The sequence below is a fragment of the Nocardiopsis sp. CNR-923 genome, from assembly GCF_001942255.1.
In the GTDB taxonomy this organism is placed as follows: domain Bacteria; phylum Actinomycetota; class Actinomycetes; order Streptosporangiales; family Streptosporangiaceae; genus Nocardiopsis.
In genome coordinates, this window is record NZ_MKKC01000109.1 from 115536 (window position 1) to 141004 (window position 25469).

Annotated in this window: 19 protein-coding genes and 6 pseudogenes; 22 read left to right on the forward strand and 3 right to left on the reverse strand. The window is 70.7% G+C overall.

The window, feature by feature from the left end; genetic code table 11:
* Window positions 1-52: 52 nt before the first annotated feature.
* The 7 genes and pseudogenes from BJF83_RS19750 (at window position 53) to ccsB (ending at window position 7008) form a co-directional block, all read left to right on the forward strand.
* Window positions 53-1213, forward strand: a complete 1161-nt coding sequence (locus BJF83_RS19750; RefSeq protein WP_075927542.1) for an acetoin utilization protein AcuC — start codon at window positions 53-55, stop codon at window positions 1211-1213.
* Between the two features lie 188 nt (window positions 1214-1401).
* Entirely contained in the window at window positions 1402-2199 is a 798-nt protein-coding gene (locus BJF83_RS19755) for a phosphatase (RefSeq protein ID WP_075927479.1), read from the forward strand.
* A 253-nt stretch (window positions 2200-2452) separates the two neighbouring features.
* Window positions 2453-2656, forward strand: coding sequence for a helix-turn-helix domain-containing protein (locus tag BJF83_RS19760; protein WP_017601078.1), 204 nt, complete (start codon window positions 2453-2455; stop codon window positions 2654-2656).
* A gap of 223 nt (window positions 2657-2879) precedes the next feature.
* The gene (locus BJF83_RS19765; RefSeq protein ID WP_075927480.1) at window positions 2880-3608 is read left to right on the forward strand and encodes a TlpA disulfide reductase family protein; all 729 of its coding nucleotides are present in this window, start codon (window positions 2880-2882) and stop codon (window positions 3606-3608) included.
* Window positions 3608-4408: a cytochrome c biogenesis CcdA family protein gene (locus tag BJF83_RS19770; RefSeq protein ID WP_075927481.1), complete on the forward strand. Its 801-nt coding sequence runs from the start codon at window positions 3608-3610 to the stop codon at window positions 4406-4408. The genes BJF83_RS19765 and BJF83_RS19770 overlap by 1 nt, the downstream gene beginning before the upstream one ends.
* A 113-nt stretch (window positions 4409-4521) precedes the next feature.
* Window positions 4522-6023 (forward strand): annotated as a pseudogene (locus BJF83_RS19775) (cytochrome c biogenesis protein ResB).
* An 11-nt stretch (window positions 6024-6034) separates the two neighbouring features.
* A pseudogene (ccsB, locus tag BJF83_RS19780) lies at window positions 6035-7008 on the forward strand (c-type cytochrome biogenesis protein CcsB).
* Window positions 7009-7174: 166 nt separating this feature from the next.
* Here ccsB and BJF83_RS19785 read toward each other — a convergent pair.
* Entirely contained in the window at window positions 7175-7531 is a 357-nt protein-coding gene (locus tag BJF83_RS19785) for a PLD nuclease N-terminal domain-containing protein (RefSeq protein WP_075927482.1), read from the reverse strand.
* 127 nt (window positions 7532-7658) lie between these two features.
* On the reverse strand, window positions 7659-7859 hold the full coding sequence (locus BJF83_RS19790; RefSeq protein ID WP_075927483.1) for a BldC family transcriptional regulator: 201 nt from the start codon (window positions 7857-7859) through the stop codon (window positions 7659-7661).
* A gap of 431 nt (window positions 7860-8290) precedes the next feature.
* On the opposite strand from BJF83_RS19790, the gene BJF83_RS19795 reads away from it, so the two are divergent.
* A complete protein-coding gene (locus BJF83_RS19795) occupies window positions 8291-8578 on the forward strand; it encodes a DUF4229 domain-containing protein (RefSeq protein WP_075927484.1) in 288 nt (95 codons plus the stop codon).
* 34 nt (window positions 8579-8612) lie between these two features.
* On the opposite strand, the pseudogene BJF83_RS19800 reads toward BJF83_RS19795, so the two are convergent.
* A pseudogene (locus tag BJF83_RS19800) lies at window positions 8613-9877 on the reverse strand (hypothetical protein).
* 309 nt (window positions 9878-10186) lie between these two features.
* Here BJF83_RS19800 and BJF83_RS19805 point away from each other — a divergent pair.
* The 14 genes and pseudogenes from BJF83_RS19805 (at window position 10187) to nuoL (ending at window position 25466) form a co-directional block, all read left to right on the forward strand.
* Window positions 10187-10897 carry a demethylmenaquinone methyltransferase gene (locus BJF83_RS19805; protein ID WP_075927485.1) on the forward strand — a complete coding sequence of 237 codons (711 nt, stop codon included), beginning with the start codon at window positions 10187-10189 and terminating at the stop codon, window positions 10895-10897.
* Window positions 10898-11319: 422 nt separating this feature from the next.
* On the forward strand, window positions 11320-12624 hold the full coding sequence (locus BJF83_RS19810) for a geranylgeranyl reductase family protein (RefSeq protein WP_075927486.1): 1305 nt from the start codon (window positions 11320-11322) through the stop codon (window positions 12622-12624).
* A gap of 136 nt (window positions 12625-12760) precedes the next feature.
* The gene (locus tag BJF83_RS19815; protein WP_075927487.1) at window positions 12761-13120 is read left to right on the forward strand and encodes an NADH-quinone oxidoreductase subunit A; all 360 of its coding nucleotides are present in this window, start codon (window positions 12761-12763) and stop codon (window positions 13118-13120) included.
* Between the two features lie 70 nt (window positions 13121-13190).
* Complete coding sequence (locus BJF83_RS19820) at window positions 13191-13736, forward strand: NADH-quinone oxidoreductase subunit B family protein (RefSeq protein ID WP_075927488.1); 546 nt, start codon at window positions 13191-13193, stop codon at window positions 13734-13736.
* A 2-nt stretch (window positions 13737-13738) separates the two neighbouring features.
* Window positions 13739-14493: pseudogene (locus tag BJF83_RS19825) on the forward strand (NADH-quinone oxidoreductase subunit C).
* A gap of 46 nt (window positions 14494-14539) precedes the next feature.
* A complete protein-coding gene (locus BJF83_RS19830; protein WP_075927489.1) occupies window positions 14540-15835 on the forward strand; it encodes an NADH-quinone oxidoreductase subunit D in 1296 nt (431 codons plus the stop codon).
* A pseudogene (nuoE, locus tag BJF83_RS19835) lies at window positions 15832-16577 on the forward strand (NADH-quinone oxidoreductase subunit NuoE). Before BJF83_RS19830 ends, nuoE begins: the two are co-directional and overlap by 4 nt.
* Complete coding sequence (nuoF, locus tag BJF83_RS19840) at window positions 16574-17905, forward strand: NADH-quinone oxidoreductase subunit NuoF (protein WP_075927490.1); 1332 nt, start codon at window positions 16574-16576, stop codon at window positions 17903-17905. Before nuoE ends, nuoF begins: the two are co-directional and overlap by 4 nt.
* Window positions 17902-20366: pseudogene (locus BJF83_RS19845) on the forward strand (NADH-quinone oxidoreductase subunit G). The gene nuoF and the pseudogene BJF83_RS19845 overlap by 4 nt, the downstream one beginning before the upstream one ends.
* Complete coding sequence (gene nuoH, locus BJF83_RS19850; RefSeq protein ID WP_075927491.1) at window positions 20363-21733, forward strand: NADH-quinone oxidoreductase subunit NuoH; 1371 nt, start codon at window positions 20363-20365, stop codon at window positions 21731-21733. Before BJF83_RS19845 ends, nuoH begins: the two are co-directional and overlap by 4 nt.
* Window positions 21726-22265, forward strand: a complete 540-nt coding sequence (nuoI, locus tag BJF83_RS19855; RefSeq protein ID WP_075927492.1) for an NADH-quinone oxidoreductase subunit NuoI — start codon at window positions 21726-21728, stop codon at window positions 22263-22265. Before nuoH ends, nuoI begins: the two co-directional genes overlap by 8 nt.
* Window positions 22262-23221: an NADH-quinone oxidoreductase subunit J gene (locus BJF83_RS19860; protein WP_075927493.1), complete on the forward strand. Its 960-nt coding sequence runs from the start codon at window positions 22262-22264 to the stop codon at window positions 23219-23221. The genes nuoI and BJF83_RS19860 overlap by 4 nt, the downstream gene beginning before the upstream one ends.
* Window positions 23209-23508, forward strand: a complete 300-nt coding sequence (nuoK, locus tag BJF83_RS19865; protein ID WP_017601055.1) for an NADH-quinone oxidoreductase subunit NuoK — start codon at window positions 23209-23211, stop codon at window positions 23506-23508. Before BJF83_RS19860 ends, nuoK begins: the two co-directional genes overlap by 13 nt.
* A gap of 14 nt (window positions 23509-23522) precedes the next feature.
* Window positions 23523-25466 carry an NADH-quinone oxidoreductase subunit L gene (gene nuoL / locus BJF83_RS19870; RefSeq protein ID WP_075927494.1) on the forward strand — a complete coding sequence of 648 codons (1944 nt, stop codon included), beginning with the start codon at window positions 23523-23525 and terminating at the stop codon, window positions 25464-25466.
* Window positions 25467-25469 lie beyond the last annotated feature (3 nt).

A 25469-nucleotide genomic window follows, 5' to 3' on the forward strand; every position in this document is an offset into this window, starting at 1 on the left:
ACCTGGAACTGGGGGTCACGGCATGGGAGGGCGCACGTCCTGTTCGCTTCGGCTGGCGTGGGACGACGGACTCACCGCCTACGACTTCGGACCGCAACACCCGATGGCTCCGGTCCGCGTCGAGCTGACCATGGCGCTCAGCCGTGAGCTGGGGGTCCTGGACGCCCCCGGAGTCAGCCTCCTGGACGTGGAACCCGCCTCCGACGAGCTGCTGTCCCTGGTGCACGACCCCGCCTACATCCAGGCGGTGAAGCGGGCCGGGGAGACGTTGGAGCCAGACGACGCCCACATGCTCGGCACCGCCGACAACCCGGTCTTCCCCCACATGCACGACGCGGCCGCGCTCATCTGCGGGGCGTCGGTCGCCGCCGCCAGGGCCGTGTGGAACGGTGAGACCGCGCACGCCGCCAACATCGCGGGCGGCCTGCACCACGCCATGCGCGGCCACGCCTGGGGCTTTTGCGTCTACAACGACCCGGCGCTGGCCATCGCGTGGATGCTGGAGCAGGGCGCCAAGCGGATCGCCTACGTCGACGTCGACGTCCACCACGGCGACGGGGTGCAGCGCGCGTTCTACGATGATCCCCGCGTGCTCACGATCAGCCTCCACGAGTCGCCGACCACACTCTTCCCCGGCACGGGGCAGGCCTTCGAGACAGGCGGCCCCGGCGCCGAGGGGTACGCGGTCAACGTCGCCCTCCCGGCCGGGACCGGGGACTCCGGGTGGCACCGGGCCTTCGACGCGGTCGTGCCGCCGCTGCTGCACGAGTTCCAGCCCGAGATCCTCGTCACCCAGCAAGGGTGCGACACCCACGCCCTGGATCCGCTCGCCAACCTCACCCTGAGCCTCGACGGGCAGCGTCGCACCTACACCGAGCTGCACAAGCTCGCGCAGAAGACGGCGGGCGGCCGGTGGCTGCTGTTCGGCGGTGGCGGATACGGGCTGGTGCACGTCGTACCGCGGGCCTGGACCCATCTGCTGGCTGAGGCCGCCGGTGCGCCGGTCGACCCCGCCACCGAGACCCCGCAGGCGTGGCGCGACTTCGTGCGGCGGCGCACGGGCGAACAGGCCCCGCTGTACATGACGGACGGGCGCGAGGTGCATTTCGCCAGGTTCGAGGAGGGGTACGACCCCGGAGATCCGGTGGACCGTGCGATCCACGCGACCCGTACCGCGGTTTTCCCCAGCCATGGAATCGACCCCAGCCTCTGACGGCGCCCTTCGGGAGTTTCCGCGCGAGTCCGTACATGTGTGCGCATATGGCCGAAATCGGCAGAATTGGGCGTGGCGTGCGTCCAGTGGGTAGGAAGAGGTTGAATACCGGGCGAACAGGAGCAGGCGTCGTGGTGGCCGCACAGCGTGACGCACGCTCGCTGCGCATTCGAGGAAGGGGATCGCTGGTGACGCCGCCGACACGCGCTGGACTCATCACGTATCTGGTCCGCAAGGGGATCGCGGGACACGTCGACACCCCTCGCCAGAACAATCTTCGGCACTATCAGCGGCTCGTGGACGGCGACGCCTACCACCAGTTCGGTCTGACCTTCTCGCACGACTGGACGTTTCCCGAGGTGCTCGCGCTCATGAGCAAGCGGTGCGGCGTGGTCGCCGACGAGGAGCACACCTGGGGGATCGACACCATCGACCCCGACCTGACGGTCGACGCCCTGGAGGGGGTCGCCGACCGCCTCGCCCTGGCCGCCGAGCGGCGCGAGTCCGTGATGTTCGCCACCGGGCACCCCCTCAAGCTCCGGGCGATGTACGCCGCGTGGAAGGGCGCCCTCGTCGCTCGGGGGTGCCGTGTCGTGACCGCGGCCGAAGGCTACAGCTATGAGGTGCCCACGGAACGGCCCCCGAGCCGCCGAACCGTTGTCTGGAGAGACGACGTCGCCATCGTGACGGACGGCCACCACCCCCGTCACAGTCACCACCCCTTCGCCATGCGCGCCATCCTCGGCGACCTCTCGAACCGCGGTGAGGAGTGGCCGCAGTTGGTCATCGCCGATCACGGCTTCGCGGGTGCGGCGGGTGAGGCCGGGGTGCCCGCGATGGGCTTCGCCGACAGTAATGATCCCGCACTGTTCCTCGCCGAACACGAGGGAAAACTACTGGTCACCGTGCCTTTGGACGACGGATATCCGCCCGAGGACTACGCGCCCCTGCGTGATTACGTCCTCGCCCGAGCGGGACTCGTGTGATCAGGGTCGACCATTTATACCCACCGCTAAACCTCTTTGGGCGGGTCGGAGAGGGAGCGCGGAGAAGAGGTGACAAACGCCCTTTCGCTCAGGCGAACTCCGTCCTACTCTGAAAACGGACGTGTCAGTAGTGACGGTATGACACACCGGCGTGGCGGTGGGACGGGCGCTTACCGGGGTCGCCCCTCCGTGGGCTTCCACGCCGGGCTGAACGGTAGCCAAAGCTCACGTCCGGGAATGAGGGCGTCGGAAGATGAACGGGAGCAAGCCGCCTCTCGACGAGGTCAGGTTTTTGACCGTGGCGGAGGTCGCCACGATCATGCGCGTGTCCAAGATGACCGTTTACCGAATGGTGCACTCGGGGGTTCTCCCCGCGATTCGCGTGGGGCGTTCCTACCGGGTCCCCGAGCGTGCCGTGCACGACTATCTCCGCGAGGCCTTCGTCGAGGCAGGCTGACGAGCGGAGCGGCCGACCGGGGCGGGGCCGTGTGCCCGGCCCCCGGTCTGCCGACCATCCCGGAGGCGGGTGTGTCCCGCACCACCGCCCCTTCGGGATCCCCCTTCCCCCTGCGCTGGGCGAACGCCGGTTCCACCGGGCCGCGAGGTGGGGTGCCGAGCAGCTACTACACTTTGTCGTTGTCGTAGTCCGCCCTGCTCAGCCCCATTCGCGAGGATCCTCGATGCCCAGTGCCAGAGTCGGCGCGCGGCCCCGTGCGCCGCGCTTCGCGGCGTCCGCCGTCGCCACCGCGCTCGTCCTGTCCGGCTGCGCCGGCGGGACCGAGATCCAGAGCAACGAGGACCAGCGGTTCGTCTCCGGTGACGGCAGCGCGACCGCGTTCGACACGGCGGAGCGGTTGGCGGCGCCCGACGTCACCGGCACCACGCTGGACGGCGACGAGGTGGCGCTCAGCGACTACGAGGGCGGCGTGCTCGTCCTCAACGTCTGGGCCAGCTGGTGCGGTCCCTGCCGGGCGGAGCAGCCCGTCCTCGACGAGGTGCACACCGAGTACGCCGACCTGGGCGTGGACTTCCTCGGCGTCAACATGAAGGACGACGACACCGCCGCGAGCGCCTACGTCGCCGCCCAGGAGATCCCCTACCCCAGTGTCTACGACCAGCCCGGCGAGATCCCGCAGGCCTTCCGCGACACCGTCCCGCCCCGGGCGATCCCCTCCACCGTCGTCATCGATCCGGACGGCCGCATCGCGGCTCGCGTGATCGGCCCCACCACCTACGGACAGCTCACCGACCTGCTCGACCCGATCGTGGTCGAGTTCGGTCTCGGCGACCCCGAGCAGCGGCCGCGCGTCGCCGAGCAGGAGGAGGCGAGGGAGTCCGGCGAGGCGTCCCCCGGGGAGACCGAGCCCGCCGGGGACGCGGACGGCGCGGCCGACGAGGGCACCGGCTGATGGAGTCGATCGGCGCCACCGTCCTCAGCGGATCCCTGCTCCTGGCCGCGCCACTGGCGATGGCCGCCGGACTCGTGTCCTTCCTCTCCCCGTGCGTCCTCCCCCTGGTCCCGGGCTACCTCTCCTACGTCACCGGCATGAGCGGCCCCGCCGTGCGCGAGCGCGGGGCGGCCGGCGGCGGAACGGCCACGGCCACCGACCTCGACACCGAGCTGGCCTCGCGCCGCTGGACGATGGTCGCGGGCAGCGCACTGTTCATCGCCGGGTTCACCCTGGTGTTCGTGGCGGTCGGCGGGTTCGTCGGCTGGCTCGGCGACGTCCTCCTCGACCACACCGACACCATCACCCGGGCGCTCGGCGCGCTCACCGTCGTGCTCGGCCTGGCCTTCATGGGCGTCCTGCCCGGGTTCGGCCGCGAGTTCCGGTTCCACCGGCTGCCGCGCGCGGGCCTGGCCGGTGCGCCGCTGCTCGGCGTGCTGTTCGGGCTCGGGTGGACCCCGTGCATCGGGCCGACCCTGGCCGCGGTGCAGTCCTTGGCCTTCGTCGAGGGGGGCGCCGGACGCGGCATGGTCCTGTCCCTCCTGTACTGCCTCGGGCTGGGCCTGCCGTTCATCCTGGCCGCACTCCTGTACCGCAAGGCGCTGGGCGCGTTCGCCTGGCTCAAACGCCACACCCGGGCGGTCACCGTGATCGGAGGTGTCATGCTCGTCCTGGTCGGCCTGTCCATGGTGACCGGCCTGTGGACGGAGCTGACCACCGTCATGCAGGGCTGGGCCGCCGGATTCCAGACGGTGATCTGATGACGACGACGCAGACCGGCGCCCCCGCCGCAGACGGCGAGACCGCGGCGCCGCGGCCGAAGGGGATCGGCGCCCTCGGATGGCTGCGCTGGACCTGGCGGACCCTGACCTCGATGCGCACCGCGCTGATCCTGCTGTTCCTGCTGGCGGTCGGCGCCATCCCCGGGTCGGTCCTGCCGCAGAACGTGGTCAGCGTCGACGAGGTCGGCGCCTACTTCAGGGAGCACCCCGACCTGGCCCCGTGGCTGGACCGGTTCTCGCTCTTCGACGTCTTCTCCTCGCCCTGGTACGCGGCGATCTACCTGCTGCTGTTCGTCTCCCTGGCGGGTTGCGTCCTCCCGCGCGCGGTGGCGCACGCCCGTGCGCTGCGCGCCCGTCCGGTGCGCACCCCGCGCAACCTCGACCGGCTGCCCTACGCGGCGCGCTTCACGACGGACGCGAGCCCGGAGACCGCACTCCAGCAGGCCCGAGGGGTCCTACGGGGGTACCGGGTCGAGCGGTACGGCGACTCGCTCTCCAGTGAGACCGGTCACCTGCGCGAGGCCGGGAACGTGCTGTTCCACCTGGCGCTGCTCGGGCTCCTGGCGGCCCTGGCCGCGGGCGCCTTCTTCGGCTACCGGGGCAACATGCTCATCGTCGAGGGGGACGGCTTCGCCAACACTCTGCCCTCCTACGACGCCGTCTACCCCGGGCACTGGACCGACACCGACGACCTCGAACCGTTCACGCTCCACCTCGACGACTTCGAGGCGACCTTCATCGAGGAGGGGGACCTGCGCGGGCAGGCCTCGTCCTACGTCGCCGACATGACCTACCGAGAGTCGCCCGACGCCGAGGACGGGCGGCACCGCCTGGAGGTCAACCACCCTCTGACCGTCGACGGCGTGCAGGTCTATCTGCTCGGGCACGGGTACGCGCCGGAATTCGTCGTCCGCAACGCCGACGGCGAGACGGTCTTCGACCAGGCGGTGCCGTTCCTGTTCCGCGAGACCGCCACCTTCACCTCCGACGGCGTCCTCAAGGTGCCCGACACCGGCGGGGCCCAGCTGGGCTTCGTCGGCGTCTTCCTGCCCACGGCGGCGGAGACCGCGACGGGGAGATGGTCTCGACCTTCCCCGGCGCGCAGAACCCGCGCGTCACCCTGGAGGGATACCGGGGCGACCTGGGGCTGATCGACCCGCAGTCCGTGTACCAGCTGCGGACGGAGGGCATGGAGGGACTCGGCTCCTCACCCGTGATGGAGGTCGGCGACACCTGGGAGCTGCCGGACGGCGACGGGTCCGTCACCTTCACCGGCGTCCGGGAGTACGTCAGTCTCCAGATCAACCGCGACGGGGCCCGGCCCTACGCCCTCGGGTCCGCCGTCGCGGCGGTCGGGGGCCTGCTCGTCACCCTGTTCGTCCGTCCACGCCGCGTGTGGGTGCGCGCGACGAAGGGGGAGGACGGCCGGACCACGGTCGAACTGGCCGGGCTCGGCAAGACCGAGGTGGCGGGGAACAACGCCGAGTTCCACGAACTCACCACCAGGCTCGCCGACCGGCTCCGCGGGGGATCCGACTCAGCGGACCGACACGACCGACCATCAGACCCAGTCGACGAACGGAGTGAGCGGTGACGATTGCCGCAATGTCGAACGAGGCGATGGCGTCCGCCAGCGACACGCTGATCATCGGAATGATCCTCGCGTACGCGGCGGCGCTGTTCCTCTTCGCGATCGAGGCCGCCTACGGGCGCCGCACCAAGCTGAAGGCCGGTCGGCTCATGCCGGTGGGCGCCGGGGCCACGGCCGGCGGCGCCGACGACGGCATCGAGGTCCGGGTCCGCACGAGTGAGGGCGAGGCACGGGCCTCCCAGAGCGTGCTCGGCCGGATCGCCCTCGGGGTGACGTCGCTCGGCTTCCTGCTCGGCGTCGGCCAGGTGGTCACGCGCGGCCTGGCCGCGGACCGGTGGCCGTGGGGCAACATGTTCGAGTTCATCGTCGCCCTGTGCCTGGTCGCCGTCGCGGGCCTGCTGTTCGCGTCCCTGCGCTACCAGGCACGGTACCTCGGCGCGTTCGTCCTGGTGCCGGTGCTGGTCCTGCTGGGGATCGGTGTGCGCTGGCTGTACGTGGACCCGGGGCCGCTCATCCCGGCGCTCGACTCGTACTGGGTGCCGATCCACATCACCGCGCTGATCATCTCCGGCGGCGCGTTCATGGTCTCCGGTGTGGCGGCGATCGTGTACCTGGTGTCGCACCGGGCCGAGGACAGGCGGGCCCGGGGCGAGGAGGTCGCCGGCATCGCCGGACGCCTGCCCAGTTCGGAGATGCTCGACCGGCTGTCGCACCGCTTCGTGCTGTTCGCGTTCCCGCTGTGGACGTTCGGCATCATCGCGGGCGCGATCTGGGCGGACGAGGCGTGGGGACGGTTCTGGGGGTGGGACCCCAAGGAGGTGTGGTCGTTCATCTCCTGGGTGATCTACGCCGCTACCTGCACGCTCGGGCCACCGGGGGCTGGCGCGGCCGGAAGGCGACCTGGATCAACCTGGTGGGCTTCGCAGCCATCATGTTCAACTTCTTCGCGGTGAACTACCTGTTCAGCGGACTGCACTCCTACGCGTGACCGGGCCGCGCCCGTGGACGTCGGACTCGACGCGCTCCGGTGCGGCGCGCGCTTCGCGTGGAACCTGGCCGACCGGTCACGTTCCCGGCCGTTGACCGGTGCTGGGCGAAGGCCGGGTAAGGTGGCCGGACACAGAAAAACCCCCGCCCGAAGGCGGGGGGTCCCGTCACTCGTCCGGGTCTATCCGGCGGTCGAGCCGTCGCAGGAACTCGGGGTCGTCGTCGGGCCCGAGCGGGTGCGGGCCGCTGGCGGGCTTGGTGAAGTCGGACGGGTCGAGATCGTCGGCGGCCGACCCGGCCTGGGCCGGGGAGGGCGTACCGCCGGACGCCGGGGTCGGCTGGCGAGGCCGCCCCAGGAAGAGCCAGAGGATCGCGCCGACGGGCATGAACACCGCGATGACGACCAACCACAGGAATTTCGGCAGGCTGCGTACATCCTGGGCCGATGTGGTGAGCGCGTCGCAGAACGCGTACACCCACAGGACGATCGTCGTGAGAGTGATCAGGCCACCGAGCCATACCATGCTTCCAGCCTACTCTTGCTGTCGACTCCTCACAGCTGGGACACCGGACACGGATTTCGGGGGAGGCCGTACGGGCGTGCTGCGGACCGTGAAGGCGAGCGGCGCGGCCCCGTGTGGAAGGGCTCCCTCAGCGCGAGCTCTCGGCCGGTTCCCCGGACAGGAGCGCGCGTACCTCGGACTCCCGGAAGCGGCGGTGACCGCCCGGGGTACGGATGCTGCTGATCCGCCCGGAGGCGGCCCAGCGAGTGACGGTCTTGGGATCAACCCGGAAGAGTGAGGCCACTTCCCCGGGGGTCAACAGGCGTTCGCTAGCTCGTTCCACCTTCACATTCCCCCAATCGTGCCCGCCTCGGCTGCGGGGGCGGCGGGCGTTTGATCCCCTAGTGTGCACGAGTTGGTCCGTTTCCTCCCTAGTTTTCGGAGAAATTGCGTTGTTGGGGGGAGGAGTACGGGATATGTGACCGGAACGTGATGTTCGGACCTTGCTGTCGGGATTGAAACATCCCATGACCATCCGGACCCGTGGCTGAGCCGTCCCGGCCACCCCTGAGAGGCGACACACGCCGCCCTGGTGCGGGCCTCCCGGTGCACGCCCTTAACCTTGAGGTCAGGGCTTCTGGGGCGTCACCCGGCCAGCACGCGCACGGGCGGCACGGCCGCCCGGAACGCTCCCGGCCCGTCGGGGGCCGGACGCAAACGCGCGCTGATGGGTGTTGCGACCAATCTAGTCCAGGTAATCGTCTGTTGTGAGGCTTTTCCATGCGTAGCTGGTTGACCTATACCGCAGCCCGCCTCGGGTTGTTCGCGGCGGCCTTCGGAGTCGTCTATCTGTTCGGCGCCAGATCGTGGGTCGCACTGGTCCTCGCCTGGCTCGTCAGCGGCCTGGTCTCCTACGTCCTGCTGTCCAGGCTGCGCGACCAGATGTCCGCCGCCACGATCGAGCGCATCAACAAGCGCCGAGCTCCGGGCATGGGTGACCGCCTCTCGGCGGGGGCCTCGCGCGAGGACGACGGGGACCAGGCGCGCCCGTCGGCCGGGGACGCCTGAGGCCTCCCCGGCCGGGGGTTTTCGCGCCGCGTCCTCAGGCGGCCGGGAACATGCCGAGCCGGGGGCGGTACTCGCCCCCCAGCCGCTCGGTGTCGCTGCCGACGTACAGGCCGTCCGGGGTGGCGTGCAGGGCCTCGGCCCCGTGGCCGCGGGGGCGTCCCGGATTCCAGGGGAGCGCGCGGCCGGTCCGCGGGTCGACCGCGGCGATCCCCTCGCGCGGGACCGCGCCTGGACCGGCGTTGTGCGCGCCGAACTCGTTGTCCATCCAGCGCTGGTGTCCGCCGACGTACACCGCGCCGGGCGTGACCTCCACCGAGTACACGGCGTCGCCGCCGGTCTTGTTGGACCAGATCGGGCTGGCGTCCGGTGTGTCGGTGACGTCGAAGCGCACGACCGCCTTGCACAGTCCCGGCTTGATGTGGGGGCCGCCCGCGGTCGCGACGGCGAAGAAGGAGCCGTCGGGGGAGAAGTCCATCTGCCGCATGTAGGTGTACATGCGGGAGTAGTCGCAGTCGGGGACGAAGGCCCGGGTCGACCACGGGGTCAGCGCGCCGGTCGCCGTGTCGATCATGGCGATCTGGTACCGGCTCTCGCCGTCGACCCTGGTGAAGGTGCCGTTGATGACCAGACGGTCGCCGTCCGGGCTCAGCGCGAGCTCCTGGAGGCGGGTGCGCCGCGGCGGGGAGCGGAGATCCGGGGGGCGAAGCCGCGGTCCACGGCGCCGGTGCGGGCGTCCAGACGGGCGATGCCCACCCGCGCCTGGCGGTTGATCCCGCGGAACGAGCCCCCGACGTAGACGTGCCTGCCGTCCGTGGCCAGGCGCGTCGTCGCGCCGTTGTCGAGACGGGCGCCGAACCCGCGCACGGTCGCGCCGTCCGCCAGGGAGAGGCGGGCCAGGCCCCTGCTCTGCTCGCCGTTGACGACGCGGAAGGCGCCGCCGATGACCACGGAGCCTTCTGGGCCGGGGACCACGGAGTTGACGGTGCCGCTGACGTCGGGGTCGAACTCCTCGATGAGGCGGCCCGTGCCGTGCTCGAACGCGAACAGGTTGCGTCGGTCGTGCGTCCGGCGTCGGACGCTGTCGGACACGCGGTTGAAGTCACCGGCGACCACGACGACGTCACCGACGCGCAGGATGTCCTTGACGCGGCCGTCGAGGACGTGCGGGGTCCAGGGGACGGGTTTCTCTCTGACGACGCCCGCGCCGGTCGCCGCGACGGTCGGGGCCGCGACGGCGACCCCGACGGGGAGAAGGAGCATCGCGCTCATCGTGAGCGCGGTCAGTCGGGTGGGTTTCACGGAGGACTCTCCTCGGTCGTGGATGTCGGCCGGGGCCGGTGTGCCACGGAATGGGGCGCCACCACATTGTGGCAAAGAGTCGCACCTTAATCACACACTGTTATGAGTCTTGTGTCTTGGGTGTCCGGTCTCTCCGCGGACACGGAGGGGCACGGAAACGCCGGTCCCTCCTGGGTTCGAGCGGGACCAGTCCCCACGGTCCGGGCGTCGGACGCGGTCGGAGCGCGCACCGTCCGCGCTCCGCGCCGCGCCGGCGGGCGGTCGAGGGGGAGGGACCGGCGACCGGGACGGCCCCCTTAGGCTGGTTTCATGACCCGCGCCAAGCTCGACAAGAAGCCCCAGGACGTCGCCGCGATGTTCGACGGCATCGCCTCCAGGTACGACCTCGTCAACGACGTCATCTCCCTCGGCCAGGACCGCGTCTGGCGGCGCGGCGTGGTGAACGCGGTTGACGCCCACAGCGGTGAACTGGTCCTGGACCTGGCCGCGGGGACGGGCACCTCCTCGGAGTCCTTCGTGCGCAAGGGCGCGCGGGTCATCGCCTGCGACTTCTCCCTGGGGATGCTGCGCGCGGGGGTCGGGCGACGCGGCGGCGCGTCCACGGGCGGGGTCACGTTCGTGGCCGGCGACGCGCTGCGGCTGCCGTTCGCCGACGAGACCTTCGACGCGGTGACCATCTCCTTCGGCCTGCGCAACGTCAACGACGCGAACCAGGCCCTGCGCGAGATGCTTCGGGTGACGAAGGTCGGCGGACGGTTGGTGATCTGCGAGTTCAGCCACATCCCGGTGGAGGCCGTGGACCGGATCTACTCGACCTACCTCATGGCGGCCCTGCCGAGGATCGCGGGCGCGGTGTCCGGTCGCGGCGAGGCCTACGACTACCTGTCGGAGTCGATCATGGCGTGGCCGACCCAGCCCGAACTCGCGCGCGAGCTCCAGGACGCGGGCTGGTCGCGGGTGGCCTGGCGCAACCTGACGTTGGGGACGGTCGCCCTGCACCGGGCGTTCCGGGAAAAGTAAAATCCGACATGGGGAACTCTTGACCACATAGTTCACTTACAACCCAAAGCACTCAGACCCTGATGAACTTCGTTTCTGTCAGGGTCTTTTCTGTGCCTGTGGTGTCGGAAACCGCCGATGACCTGCGTGTATGGCGGACGGTGACGGCTTTGTGGGGTGGATGACACTGTCTGCTGTCGTATGTCCCGTTTGTTGCCGAAGTGTTCCGAATACCCCCTCGGGGCTCGCCTATCGACCCCCGAAGGGTCTAGACTGCGGAAAAGTGGCCTTGTGAAGCGCTTCACAAGGGCGCGAGGTGTATCCCACAAGCCACAAACCGGACATCCCGGAAGGCTGGGGTCGCCGCACAACAGACCCCGTGAGCGGGTCGGACCCCGCACAGGCCCGCCACGGTGCATCGCGCGAGTAGTCGAGGACCCACCGTGAGCGAGACAGCCACCTCCTCCCCCAGACGCCGGGAGCGGATCGAGTACGACGCCGACGTGATCGTCGTCGGCGCCGGACCCGCGGGTTCCACCACCGCGTACTACCTGGCCCAGTCGGGGTTGGACGTCCTCCTGCTGGAGAAGACCTCCTTCCCGCGTGAGAAGGTCTGCGGGGACGGGCTCACGCCCCGCGCGGTCAAGCAGCTCACCGCGATGGGGATCACCTTCGAGGGCGAGGGATGGGTCCGCAACCACGGCCTGCGCATCATCGGCGCCGGGGTCCGTCTGGACCTGCCGTGGCCCGACCTGGCCGCCTACCCCGGCTTCGGACTCGTCCGCACCCGCTTCGACTTCGACCAGATCCTGGTCGACCGCGCGGTCGCCGCCGGGACCAAGCTCCTGCAGCGCACCACCGTCACCGGTCCGGTCATGGACGAGCGCACCAACCGCATCGTCGGCGTGCGCGCCAAGGACGCCGACCGCGAACCCGTGACCTTCCGCGCCCCGCTCGTCGTCGCCGCCGACGGCAACTCCTCCCGCCTGTCGGTGGCCATGGGCATCCGCAAGCGCGACGACCGCCCCATGGGTGTGGCCGTGCGCACCTACTTCGAGAGTCCCCGCCACGACGACGACTACCTGGAGTCCTGGCTCGAACTGTGGGACCGCACCGGCGACCGCGACGTGCTCCTGCCCGGCTACGGCTGGGTCTTCGGCGTCGGCGACGGCACCTGCAACGTGGGCCTCGGCATCCTCAACTCCACGTCCTCCTTCCAGGAGGTCGACTACCGCCGACTGCTGCGCCGGTGGACCGAGAGCATGCCCGAGGGCTGGGGGTTCACCGAGGACCGCCAGCGGGGCGCCATCCGGGGGGCCGCGCTCCCGATGGGCTTCAACCGCGTCCCCCACTACTCCCGCGGTCTCATGCTGGTCGGCGACGCCGGCGGCATGGTCAACCCCTTCAACGGCGAGGGCATCGCCTACGCCATGGAGGCCGGGAACATCGCCGCCGACGTGGTCGCGCAGGCGCACGGGCGCCCCACCCAGCAGACGCGGGAGCGGGCCCTGCTGCGCTACCCCCAGGTGCTCGCCGACACCTACGGCGGCTACTACACGCTCGGGCGGTACTTCGTGAGGATGCTCGGCCAGCCCGAGTTCATGAAGTACGCGACCCGCTACGGCCTGCGCCAGCGCACTCTCATGAAGTTCGCGCTGAAGATGCTCGCCAACCTCACCGAACCGACCCAGGGGGACGCCATGGACCGGGTGATCAACGGTCTGTCGCGCATCGCGCCCGCCGCCTAGGACCGGTCGGACGGTCGCCACGCACATGCCCGTCTCCCCCGCGCGGGGAGGAGCCCACAAGGATGAGCCGCCGCTAGTGAAAGTGATCACAAGCATGTTCCACGACCTCCCCGAACAGCCAGAAGGAGGGTGACCGATGGAGCTCTACACACCGATCTTCGTGCTCGGCGGGATCGGCGCCGCGTTCGTCGTGGTGTCGATGGTGGCGGGGGCGGTGATGGGCCCCAAGCGCTACAACCGAGCCAAGATGCAGGCGTACGAGTGCGGCATCGAACCCACCCCGCAGCCCGCGGGCGGCGGACGCTTCACCGTCAAGTACTACATGACGGCCATGATGTTCATCGTCTTCGACATCGAGATCATCTTCCTCATCCCCTGGGCCGTGCACTTCGAGGCCCTGGGTTGGTTCGGACTGGTCGCGATCGTCCTCTTCCTGGTGAACGTCTCCATCGCCTACGCCTACGAGTGGCGCCGCGGAGGCCTCGAATGGGACTGATCCCGACGACGGGGCGCCCGCCCCGCACCCGGCCCACCCCGCACCCCGGCCCCGAGGAGGTCCGTCACTGATGGGACTCGAGGAGAAACTGCCGAGCGGCATCGCGCTCACCACCGTCGAACAGATCGTCGGGCTCGCCCGCAAGAGCTCGATGTGGCCCGCGACCTTCGGGCTCGCGTGCTGCGCGATCGAGATGATGGCCGTCGGCGGCCCGCACTACGACCTCGCCCGTTTCGGCATGGAGAAGTTCGGCGCCACGCCCCGCCAGGCCGATCTGATGATCGTCGCCGGCCGGGTCAGCCAGAAGATGGCGCCCGTCCTGCGGCAGATCTACGACCAGATGCCCGAGCCCAAGTGGGTCATCGCGATGGGCGTGTGCGCCTCCAGCGGCGGCATGTTCAACAACTACGCGATCGTCCAGGGCGTGGACCACATCGTCCCGGTCGACATCTACCTGCCGGGCTGCCCGCCCCGGCCGGAGATGCTCCTGGACGCCGTGCTCAAGCTGCACGACAAGGTGCAGAACACCAAGCTCGGCGCCCACCGGGAGCGAGAGATCGCCGAGACCGAGGAGCGGATGCTGCGCCGTTCGCTCCCGCTGGTGAGCGAGGACTGAGCATGAGCACCGAGAACGAGGCCAACCAGAACGGCGACGGCGGCGCGTCCGCCGAGAACCTTCCGGCGCGCAGGGGCGGCGAGCGCCTGGCCGCGCCCGTCGTCCGCACCGGCATGTTCGGCGCCACCACGACCGGAGACACCTCCGGCTACGGCGGTCTGCGTGTGAGGGGGAGCGCTCCCGCGGCCGGCTCCCGCCCGTTCACCGACCCGGACGACCCGCGCACCGCCGACTTCGACCGAGTCGCCGACGACCTGGAGACCGCACTGGGAGAGCGTGCGCGGACGGCGGTGGAGCGGATCGTCGTCGACCGCGGTGAGATCACCTTCCACGTGGTCCGCGAGGCGCTGGTCGACGTCGTCCGGGCGCTGCGCGACGACCCCGCCCTGCGCTACGAGCTCTGCACCGGGGTGTCCGGCGTGCACTACCCCGGCGACACGGACCGGGAGCTGCACGCCGTCTACCACCTCCGGTCGATCACCCACAACAGCCAGATCCGTGTCGAGACCGCCTGCCCCGACGCCGACCCCCACGTCCCCTCGATCGTGTCGGTCTACCCGACCAACGACTGGCACGAGCGCGAGGCCTGGGACTTCTTCGGGATCGTCTTCGACGGGCACCCCGCGCTCACCCGGATCCAGATGCCGGACGACTGGCACGGCCACCCCCAGCGCAAGGACTACCCGCTGGGCGGGTCCCGGTCGAGTACCGGGGCGCGACCGTGCCCCCGCCGGACGAACGGAGGTCCTACCAGTGAGCCCGCGGACCACCACACCACGGTTCGGCCTGAAGGGAGGCCCGGCATGACCGTCACCGAGGACTACATCGACGCCTCGGGCGGGGACTGGGACGAGGTCATCGAACGGGCCCAGGCCACGAGCGCCGAACGCCTCGTCGTCAACATGGGTCCCCAGCACCCCTCCACACACGGCGTCCTCCGCCTGATCCTCACCCTCGACGGTGAGACCTGCACCGAGGCACGCGTCGGTATCGGCTACCTGCACACCGGTATCGAGAAGAACATGGAGTACCGGACGTGGACCCAGGGGACCACGTTCGTGACCCGCATGGACTACCTGACGCCGCTGTTCAACGAGACGGCGTACTGCCTGGCCGTCGAACGGCTGCTCGACGTCACCGACCGGATCCCCGAGCGGGCCAACGTCATCCGCGTCCTGGTCATGGAACTCAACCGGATGGCCTCACACTTCGTCGCACTGGCCACGTTCGGCATGGAGCTCGGCGCGACCACGGTCATGACCAACGGCTTCCGCGAGCGCGAGATGATCCTGGACATCCTGGAACTCATCACGGGTCTGCGGATGAACCACGCCTACGTGCGCCCCGGAGGCGTGGCCCAGGACCTGCCGCCCGGCGCGATCGGCAAGATCCGCGAACTCCTCAAGGAGATGCCGAAGCGGATCAGGACCATGCGCAAGCTCCTGGACGAGAACCCCGTCTACCTCGCCCGCACCAGGGACGTGGCCTACCTCAACCTGCCCGGCTGCATGGCGCTGGGCGTCACCGGTCCGATGCTGCGCGCCTCCGGCCTGGCCTGGGACCTGCGCAAGGCCAAGCCCTACTGCGGCTACGAGGACTACGAGTTCGACGTCCCCGTCTCCGACGGCGGCGACGTCTACGCGCGCTACCGCGTCCGCATGGCCGAGATGACCGAGAGCCTCGGGATCGTCGAGCAGTGCCTGGACAAGCTCCAGCCCGGCCCGGTGATGATCGAGGACGCCAAGATCGGCTGGCCCGCCAAGCTGGCGCTCGGCCCGGACGGCATGGGCAACTCGCCCGACCACATCGCGCACATCATGAGCGGTTCCATGGAGGCCCTCATCCACCACTTCAAACTGGTCACCGAGGGCTTCCGGGTGCCCGCGGGCCAGGCGTACGCGGCCGTCGAGAGCGCCAAGGGCGAACTCGGGTGCCACGCGGTGAGCGACGGGGGCACCCGCCCCTACCGCGTGCACTTCCGCGACCCCTCGTTCACCCACCTCCAGGCCGTCGCCGCCATGTGCGAGGGCGGCACGGTGGCGGACGTCATCGCGGCCGTGGCCAGTATCGACCCGGTGATGGGAGGCGTGGACCGGTGACCGAGCACAGTACACCCGACGGCGCGGGCACCACGCCCGACCGCTTCCCCGACGAGGTGACCGCGCGGCTGGAACAGGACGCCAAGGAGCTGATCAGCCGCTACCCGAGGCAGCGGTCCGCGCTCCTGCCGCTGCTGCACCTGGTGCAGGCGCAGGAGGGCCACGTCAGCCGGGCCGGGATGCGCTTCTGCGCCGACCAGCTCGGCATCACGCTCGCCGAGGTCAACGCGGTGGTCACCTTCTACACCATGTACCGTCGCCGACCCGGCGGCGACTACCAGGTGGGTGTGTGCACCAACACCCTCTGCGCGGTGATGGGCGGCGACGAGATCTTCGCGGCCCTCAAGGAGCACCTGGCGTCGGCAACGGGGAGACCACCGAGGACGGCACGGTCACGCTGGAGCACGTCGAGTGCAACGCGGCGTGCGACTTCGCGCCGGTCGTGATGGTCAACTGGGAGTTCTTCGACAACCAGACGCCCGAGAGCGCGAAGCACCTGGTCGACGACCTGCGGCTGGGCAAGGACGTGGCGCCCACGCGCGGCCCGTCGAGCCTGTGCACCTGGAAGCAGGCCTCGCGCGTGCTGGCAGGGTTCGACGACGGCCGCGCGGACGAGGGCGTCCAGGCGGCGGCCCCCTCCCTGGCCGGACTCAGGCTCGCCCAGCGGCGCGGGTGGTCGGCGCCCGACCCGGCGCACCTGCCCGCCCCCGGCGCCGCCCACGGCGAGGAGGGAGACAAGTGACCACCCTGACCCCGATCCTGTCCGCCCACTGGGACCGGCCGGACTCCTACACGCTCGACGGCTACCGGGCCACCGGCGGCTATCAGGCGCTGCGCACGGCGCTGGCCATGGAGCCCGACGCCATCGTCGACGCGGTCAAGCAGTCCGGGCTGCGCGGACGCGGCGGCGCCGGATTCCCGACCGGTATGAAGTGGGGCTTCCTGCCCCCGGACAACCCCAACCCGCGCTACCTCGTGGTCAACGCCGACGAGTCCGAGCCGGGCACCTGCAAGGACATCCCGCTGCTGCTCGCCAACCCGCACGTGCTGGTCGAGGGCATCGCGATCGCCTCGTACGCGATCAGGTCGAACCAGGCGTTCGTCTACGTGCGCGGCGAGGTCGTCCACGTGATCCGCCGTCTGCGCCGGGCCGTCGCGGAGGCCTACGACGCCGGCCTGCTCGGCAAGGACGTCCTCGGCAGCGGCTTCGACCTCGACGTGGTCGTCCACGCGGGAGCGGGCGCCTACATCTGCGGCGAGGAGACGGCGCTGCTCGACTCCCTGGAGGGTTACCGGGGCCAGCCCCGGCTCAAGCCGCCCTTCCCCGCCGTCGCCGGGCTCTACGCCTCGCCGACCGTGGTGAACAACGTCGAGTCCATCGCCAGCGTCCCGAGCATCGTCGCCAACGGCGCCGAGTGGTTCACCTCGATGGGCACCGAGAAGTCCGCCGGGTTCGGCTTCTTCTCCCTGTCCGGCCACGTCACCGAACCCGGCCAGTACGAGGCCCCGCTCGGGATCACCCTGCGCGAACTCCTCGACATGGCGGGCGGCGTCCGCTCCGGGCACCAGCTCAAGTTCTGGACGCCCGGCGGCTCCTCGACGCCGATCTTCACCGACGAGCACCTCGACACACCGCTCGACTTCGAGTCGGTGGGCGCAGCCGGGTCCATGCTCGGCACCCGCGCCCTCCAGATCTTCGACGAGACCACGTGCGTCGTCCGCGCGGTCGGCCGGTGGATCGCCTTCTACGCCCACGAGTCCTGCGGCAAGTGCACGCCCTGCCGCGAGGGCAACTTCTGGATGGTCCAGGTGCTGGACCGGCTGGAGAACGGCCAGGGCACGGAGGAGGACCTCGACAAGCTCCTCGACATCTGCGACAACCTGCTCGGCCGCTCCTTCTGCGCCCTCGGCGACGGCGCGACCAGCCCGGTCACCTCCTCCATCAAGTACTTCCGGCAGGAGTACATCGACCACGTGGAGAAGGGCGGCTGCCCCTTCGACCACTCCCGGGCCACCCTCTGGGGGGACCGGCCGACCTCGACCACCACGGAACGGGGAGGGAACCAGTGACCGTCACGTCCAACTCCTCCGGCGGGGCGGCGCCCGCACCGCCGCCGGAGGACCTGATCACCGTCACCATCGACGGGTTCCAGATCCAGGTGCCCAAGGGCACGCTGGTCATCCGGGCCGCCGAGCTGCTCGGGATCCAGATCCCCCGGTTCTGCGACCACCCGCTGCTGGACCCGGTCGGCGCCTGCCGTCAGTGCCTGGTGGAGATCCCCGACATGGGCAACGGCCGGGGCATGCCCAAGCCGCAGGCCTCCTGCACCATCACCGTGATGGACGGCATGGTGGTCAACACCCAACTGACCTCCGAGGCGGCGGAGAAGGCCCAGCGCGGGATCATGGAGTTCCTGCTGATCAACCACCCGCTGGACTGCCCGGTCTGCGACAAGGGCGGCGAGTGCCCGCTCCAGAACCAGGCGATGTCCAACGGGCAGGGGGAGACGCGCTTCGTCGACGTCAAGCGCACCTTCCCCAAACCGATCGCGCTGTCCAGCCAGGTGCTGCTCGACCGGGAACGCTGCATCCAGTGCGCCCGCTGCACCCGCTTCGCCGCGCAGATCGCCGGCGACCCGCTCATCGAGCTCATGGAGCGCGGCGCCCAGGAACAGGTCGCATCGCCGAGGGAGAGTCGTTCGACTCCTACTTCTCCGGCAACACCGTGCAGATCTGCCCGGTCGGCGCGCTCACCGGCGCCGCCTACCGGTTCCGGTCCCGCCCCTTCGACCTGGTGTCCACGCCCAGCGTGTGCGAGCACTGCGCGGGCGGCTGCGCCCAGCGCACCGACCACCGGCGCGGCAAGGTGACCCGCCGCCTGGCCGGGGACGACCCCCAGGTCAACGAGGAGTGGAACTGCGACAAGGGCCGGTGGGCGTTCACCTACGCCACCCGTCCCGACCGGCTGACCCGGCCGCTCGTCCGCGACGGGGAGTCCCGTGCCCTGGAGTTCGCCTCCTGGCCCGAGGCGGTCGACGTCGCCGCCCGGGGACTGGCCGCCGCGCGCGGCCGGGTCGGGGTCCTGGTCGGCGGTCGACTCACCTACGAGGACGCCTACGCCTACGCCAAGTTCGCCCGGGTCGCCCTGGGCACCAATGACGTCGACGCCCGTGCCCGCGCCCACTCCGACGAGGAGGCCGCGTTCCTGGCCGCCCACGTCGCGGGCGCCCCGATCGGGGTCGACTTCACCGCACTGGAGAAGGCGCCCGCCGTGCTCCTGGCCGGGATCGAGCCCGAGGACGAGTCCCCGAGCATGTTCCTCCGGCTGCGCAAGGGCGCGCGGGGGAACGGGGTCCGGGTCTACTCGGTCGCCCCGCACGCCAGTCTCGGCCTGACCAAGACCAGCGGGCGGCTCGTGCGCGCGGTCCCCGGCGACGAGGGACGCGTGCTCAACGCCCTGGAGTCCGAGGAGCCCGAGGCCGCCGAGGCGCTGCGGCAGGAGGGCGCGGTGATCGTCGCCGGAGAGCGGCTCGCCGCCGTCCCCGGCGCCCTGACAGCCGCCGCCGACCTGGCTGACCGGACGGGCGCGCGCCTGGTGTGGGTGCCACGCCGCGCTGGCGAGCGCGGCGCGGTCGACGCCGGGGCGCTGCCGGGCCTGCTGCCCGGCGGCCGCCCGGTCACCGACCCGGCCGCCCGCGCCGAGGTGGCCCGCGTCTGGAACGTGGGTTCCCTGCCGCAGGCCCCGGGCCGCGACACCGCCCGGATCATCGCCGCGGCCGCAGCCGGGGAACTGGACGCCCTGCTCATCGCCGGGGTGGAGCTCGACGACCTGCCCGACCCCGAAACCGCCCGTGCCGCGCTGGCCCGGGTGCCGTTCATCGTCAGCCTCGAACTGCGGGCCAGCGACGTCACCGACCGCGCCGACGTGGTGCTGCCGGTGGCCGCGGTCGCCGAGAAGTCCGGGACCTTCGTCAACTGGGAGGGCCGCCACCGGCCCTTCGGCGACGCGCTCAAGGTGCCCGGAGCCCTTTCCGACCTGCGGGTCCTGGGCGCGGTCGCCGACGCCATGGACGTCCACCTCGGTCTGCCCGACTCCGCGACCGCCTACCGCGAACTGCTCGAACTCGGGCTGTGGACCGGCGAGCGCCCCGACGGCCCCTCGGTCCGCCCCGAACCGGTCCCCGACGCCGGGCCGGGGCATGCGGTCCTGTCGACCTGGCGCCAGCTGCTCGGCACCGGACGGATGGAGGACGGCGAGCCGTTCCTCGCCGGGACCGCCCGCGCGCCGCGCGCCTACCTGTCCAAGGCCACGGCCGACGAGGTCGGCGTCCCCGACGGCGGAGCGCTCCGCGTCACGGGGACCCGCGGCTCCGTGACCGTCCCCGTCGTCGTCACCGACATCGCTGACCGGGTCGTCTGGCTGCCCGCCAACGCCCACGGCTGCGACGTCCCGCGCGACCTCGGCGGCGGCGCGGGCGAGACGGTCATCCTGGCCACCGCCACCGCCACCGACTCCGGGAGGCAGCAGTGACCCCCGCCGTCCTCGATCCGCACGCGGTCCAGTCGGCCTCGGAGGCCACGCTGGACGCCTTCGGCCAGGATCCGTGGTGGATCACCACGATCAAGGCCGTGGCGATCTTCGTCTTCCTCATGGTCTGCGTGCTGATGATGATCATGGCCGACCGCAAGGTCATGGGCCGGATGCAGCAGCGGCACGGCCCCAACCGGATGGGCCCCTTCGGCCTCCTCCAGTCCCTGTTCGACGGCATCAAACTCTCCCTCAAGGAGGACCTGATCCCGCGCGGGGTGGACCGGTTCGTCTACATCGCCGCGCCGATGATCGCGGCCGTGCCCGCCTTCATCGCCTTCTCGGTCATTCCGGTCGGCCCTGAGGTGAACCTGTTCGGCGTGGTCACGCCGCTCCAGCTCACCGACCTGCCGATCGCCGCCCTGGTGGTCCTGGCCACCGCGGCCCTGGGCGTGTACGGGTTCGTGCTCGGCGGCTGGGCCTCGCAGTCGCCGTACGCGCTGCTCGGCGGACTGCGGGCCTCGGCGCAGGTGATCAGCTACGAGATCGCCATGGGCATGTCGTTCGTGGCGGTCTTCATCATGTCCGGAACGCTCACCACGTCCGGGATCGTCGAGTCCCAGCGCGGACTGTGGTTCGCGGTGCTGCTCCTGCCGTCGTTCCTGGTGTACCTGGTGACGATGGTCGGCGAGACCAACCGGCTCCCGTTCGACCTCGCCGAGGGCGAGGGGGAGATCGTCGGCGGCTTCATGACCGAGTACGGATCGATGAAGTTCACGATGTTCTTCCTCGCCGAGTACGTGAACATGTGCACGGTCGCGGCGGTGTCCGTGACGCTCTTCCTCGGCGGCTGGCTCGCCCCGCCCGGAGTCGAGGCGGTCCTGCCCGGCGCGAACGAGGGCTGGTGGCCCGCCCTGTGGTGGCTGCTCAAGTTCGTCGCCGTCATGTTCCTGTTCATCTGGGCACGCGGCAGCCTGCCCCGCGTCCGCTACGACCAGCTGATGAGGTTCGGCTGGAAGGTGCTCATCCCCGTCCAGCTCGTGTGGATCACCGCGGTCGCCGTCGTGCGGATGCTCGTCCTCGACGACGCCTCCCCGGTGGTCGTTGGCGCGGTCGTGGCGGCCTTCACCGCGGCCACGCTCGCCGCGTTCTGGGCCTGGGTGCGCCACGCGCGCCTTGAACGGGCCGAGGCGGCCCGGGAGCGCGCCGAGAACGCGCGCCGCGCGCACGAGGACGCGTCGTTCGGCGGGTTCCCCGTGCCCCCGAGCACGGCCCCGCACTACGGCAGCAGCGTGCTCGCCGAACCGCCGCGGACGGCCACGGCCGCCGCCGGACGCAACGACAAGCGTGAGGAGGTCAGCGATGCTTGAGTGGCTCAACCCGGTCAAGGGGTTCGGCGTCACCTTCCACACCATGTTCACCAAGGTGCCGACGGTCGAGTACCCGGAGGTCAAGCGCCCCACGGCGCCCCGCTTCCACGGCCGTCACCAGCTGAACAGGTGGGCCGACGGGCTGGAGAAGTGCATCGGGTGCGAACTGTGCGCCTGGGCCTGCCCGGCCGACGCCATCTACGTGGAGGCCGGCGACAACAGCGAGGACGAACGGTACTCGCCCGGCGAGCGGTACGGGCGCGTCTACCAGATCAACTACCTGCGGTGCATCCTGTGCGGGCTGTGCGTCGAGGCCTGCCCGACCCGCGCCCTGACCATGACCAACGAGTACGAGCTGGCCGACGACAGCAGGCAGAGCCTGATCTGGACGAAGGAGCAGCTGCTCGCCCCGCTGAAGGAGGGCATGGAGGAGCCGCCGCACCCGATGCGGCTCGGCGACACCGAGGAGGACTACTACGCCACCGGGCGCGGCCATCACGGGTCGCAGGAGACGACGGAGGCGGCACGTTGACCCCCGCCACCGCCGCCGCCGCGTCGGCCCCCGTGCTCGCGGCCCCCATCGGCCAACTGGAGGCCGGCGCCTTCTGGGTCCTGGGGGCGCTCGTCGTCCTCGGCGCCCTGGGCGTGGTCTTCTCCCGCAAGGCCGTCCACTCGGCGATGTCCATGGCCCTGGCCATGGTCGGCCTCGCCGTGTTCTACGGCATCAACGAGGCGCCCTTCCTCATGGTCGTCCAGATCGTCGTCTACACCGGCGCGGTCCTGATGCTGTTCCTGTTCGTGCTGATGCTCATCGGCGTCAGCTCGGCGGACTCGCTCACCGAGACGCTCGGCGGGCAGCGGATCCTCACCGCCGTCGTCGCGCTGTGCTTCGTCGGGGCCCTGACCACCGGGATCACCCGCATCGTGGTGGGCGACCCGGTCGGCCTCGCCGGGGGCGCGGCCGTCGCCGGGGGCAGCATCCCGTGGATCGCCAACGAACTGCTGCTGCGCTACGTGGTCGCGTTCGAGGCCACCGGCGCGCTGCTCATCACAGCGGTCCTGGGCGCGCTGGTCCTGGCCCACACGGCCCGCACCAGGAAGCGGCGCACCCAGCGGGAGATCTCCGAGGACCGGATCCGCGGCGACCACCCGACCCCGCTGCCCGGCCCCGGCACCTACGCCCGGCACAACGCGATCGACATGCCCGCGCTGCTGCCGGACGGCACGGTCGCCCAGCTCTCGCTCAACCCCGTGCTCGCCGCGCGCGACCCCGAGCTCCAGTCGGGCGTGCCGGGCGACGTCCGGGCGGGCCGGCCCCCGCTCCCGGGCGGGGCGTCGGACTCGGCGAAGTCCAAGGAGGGCACGCCGACCCTCGACGAGAGCCGCGTCGACGGTCCGGCGCAGGGACACGGCGCCGGTGCGTCCGGTGACGCGGACGGCGGTCCCAACGGCAACGGGCAGGAGGTCGAGTCCTCGTGGACCCGATGAACTACATCGTCCTGGCGGCGCTGATCTTCACCATCGGCGCCGTCGGAGTGCTGGTCAGGCGCAACGCCATCATCGTCTTCATGTGCGTGGAGCTCATGCTCAACGCCTGCAACCTGGCGTTCGTCGCGTTCGCTCGGATGCACGGCGACATCGAGGGGCAGGTCATCGCCTTCTTCGTGATGGTCGTCGCCGCCGCCGAGGTGGTCGTGGGATTGGCGATCATCATGCAGATCTTCCGAACCCGCAGGTCGGCGTCGCTCGATGACGCGAACCTGCTCAAGCACTAGAAGGCGACGTGGCAGTGACATCTCACGCATACCTCGCCGCCGAACCCGCGGCGGCCGTCGCGGCCGACGGCACCGTGCTGTCCTACGCCTGGCTGCTGATCGCCCTCCCCCTGGCGGGCGCGGCGATCCTGCTGCTGGGCGGGCGGCGCACCAACGCCTGGGGGCACTGGCTGGCCGTGGCCCTGCCGGTGGCGTCCTGCGCCTGGGCGGTCCTCATCCTGTTCGACCTGCTGGGGCGGTCCGCGAGCGCGCGGGCCGTCTCGGTGCCGGTGTACGAGTGGTTCGCCACGGGCGGAGTGTCAGCGCAGGTCAACCTGCTGATCGACCCCCTGTCGATCACCTTCGCCCTGCTCATCACGTTCGTCGGCTCGCTCATCCACGTCTACTCGGTCGGCTACATGGCCGAGGACCCCGACCGGCGGCGCTTCTTCGCCTACCTCAACCTGTTCCTGGCGGCCATGCTCGTGCTGGTGCTCGCGGACAACTTCGTGCTGCTCTTCCTCGGCTGGGAGGGTGTGGGCCTGGCGTCCTACCTGCTCATCGGGTTCTGGCAGTTCAAGCCGAGCGCGGCCACCGCCGCCAAGAAGGCGTTCCTGATCAACCGGGTCGGCGACATCGGCCTGCTCGTGGCGATCATGATCATGTACACGACGCTGGGCGCGGTCGGCTTCAGCGACGTGTTCGCCCAGGTGCCGGGGCTCAGCGACGGACTGCTGCTCGCGATCGGCCTCCTGCTGCTGTTGGGCGCGTGCGGCAAGTCCGCGCAGCTCCCGCTCCAGGCGTGGTTGCTCGACGCGATGGAGGGCCCCACCCCGGTGTCGGCCCTCATCCACGCGGCGACCATGGTCACCGCAGGTGTGTACCTCGTGGTGCGCGCCGGTCCGATCTACGAGGGCGCGCCGGCCGCACAGACCGCCGTCGCCGTGGTCGGCGCGGCGACGATGCTCGCGGGCGGCGTCATCGCCTCGGCCAAGGACGACATCAAGAAGTCCCTGGCCGGGTCGACGATGAGCCAGATCGGGATGATGGTCCTGGCCGCCGGGCTCGGCCCGGTCGGCTACGTCGCCGCCATCGCCCACCTGGTCACGCACGGCTTCTTCAAGGCCGGGCTGTTCCTGGGCGCCGGGTCGGTCATGCACGCCATGAACGACGAGGTGGACATGCGCCGGTACGGAGGGCTGCGGAGGGTCATGCCGATCACCTTCGCCACCTTCGGCCTCGGCTACCTCGCCATCATCGGTGTCCCGTTCCTGTCCGGTTGGTGGACGAAGGAGAGCATCATCTCCGCGGCCTTCGACATCGGCGGAACACAGGGCACGGTGCTCGGCGTCGCGGTGATCGTCGGCGCCGGACTGACCGCCTTCTACATGTCGCGGATGGTCTTCATGACCTTCCTCGGCGAGAAGCGGTGGGACGGCGGCGCGCACCCGCACGAGTCCCCGGGCGTGATGACCGCGCCGATGGTCGTGCTGGCGCTCGGCTCGACCGCCCTGGGCGCGTTCCTGATGTTCGGCGACCGGTTCGCGGCCTTCCTGGCTCCGGCCGTGGCCGCCGAACCGCACCACTTCGACGTGGCGCACGCCCTCACCTCGCCCTACGGCCTGGCGGCCCTGGGCGTGCTCGTGCTCGGCGTGGTGGCGGCCTGGGCGCTGTACCTGCGCAGGCCGGTCGCGCGGACCGCGCCCGCCGGAAACCTCGTCACCGTCGCGGCGAGCAGGGAGCTGTACGGCAACGAGATCAACGAGGAGCTGTTCATGAAGCCCGGACAGGTCCTCACCAAGGCCATGGTCGTGGTCGAGGAGAAGGTGATCGACGCGGCCGTGGACGGACTCGGCATGGGCGTGCGCGACTCCTCCCGGGAGCTGGGCCGGGCCCAGACCGGGTTCGCCCGCACGTACGCGCTCACCATGCTCTTCGGCGCCGTGATCGTCGCCGCGACGCTGGTTGTGAGGTTGTAGACA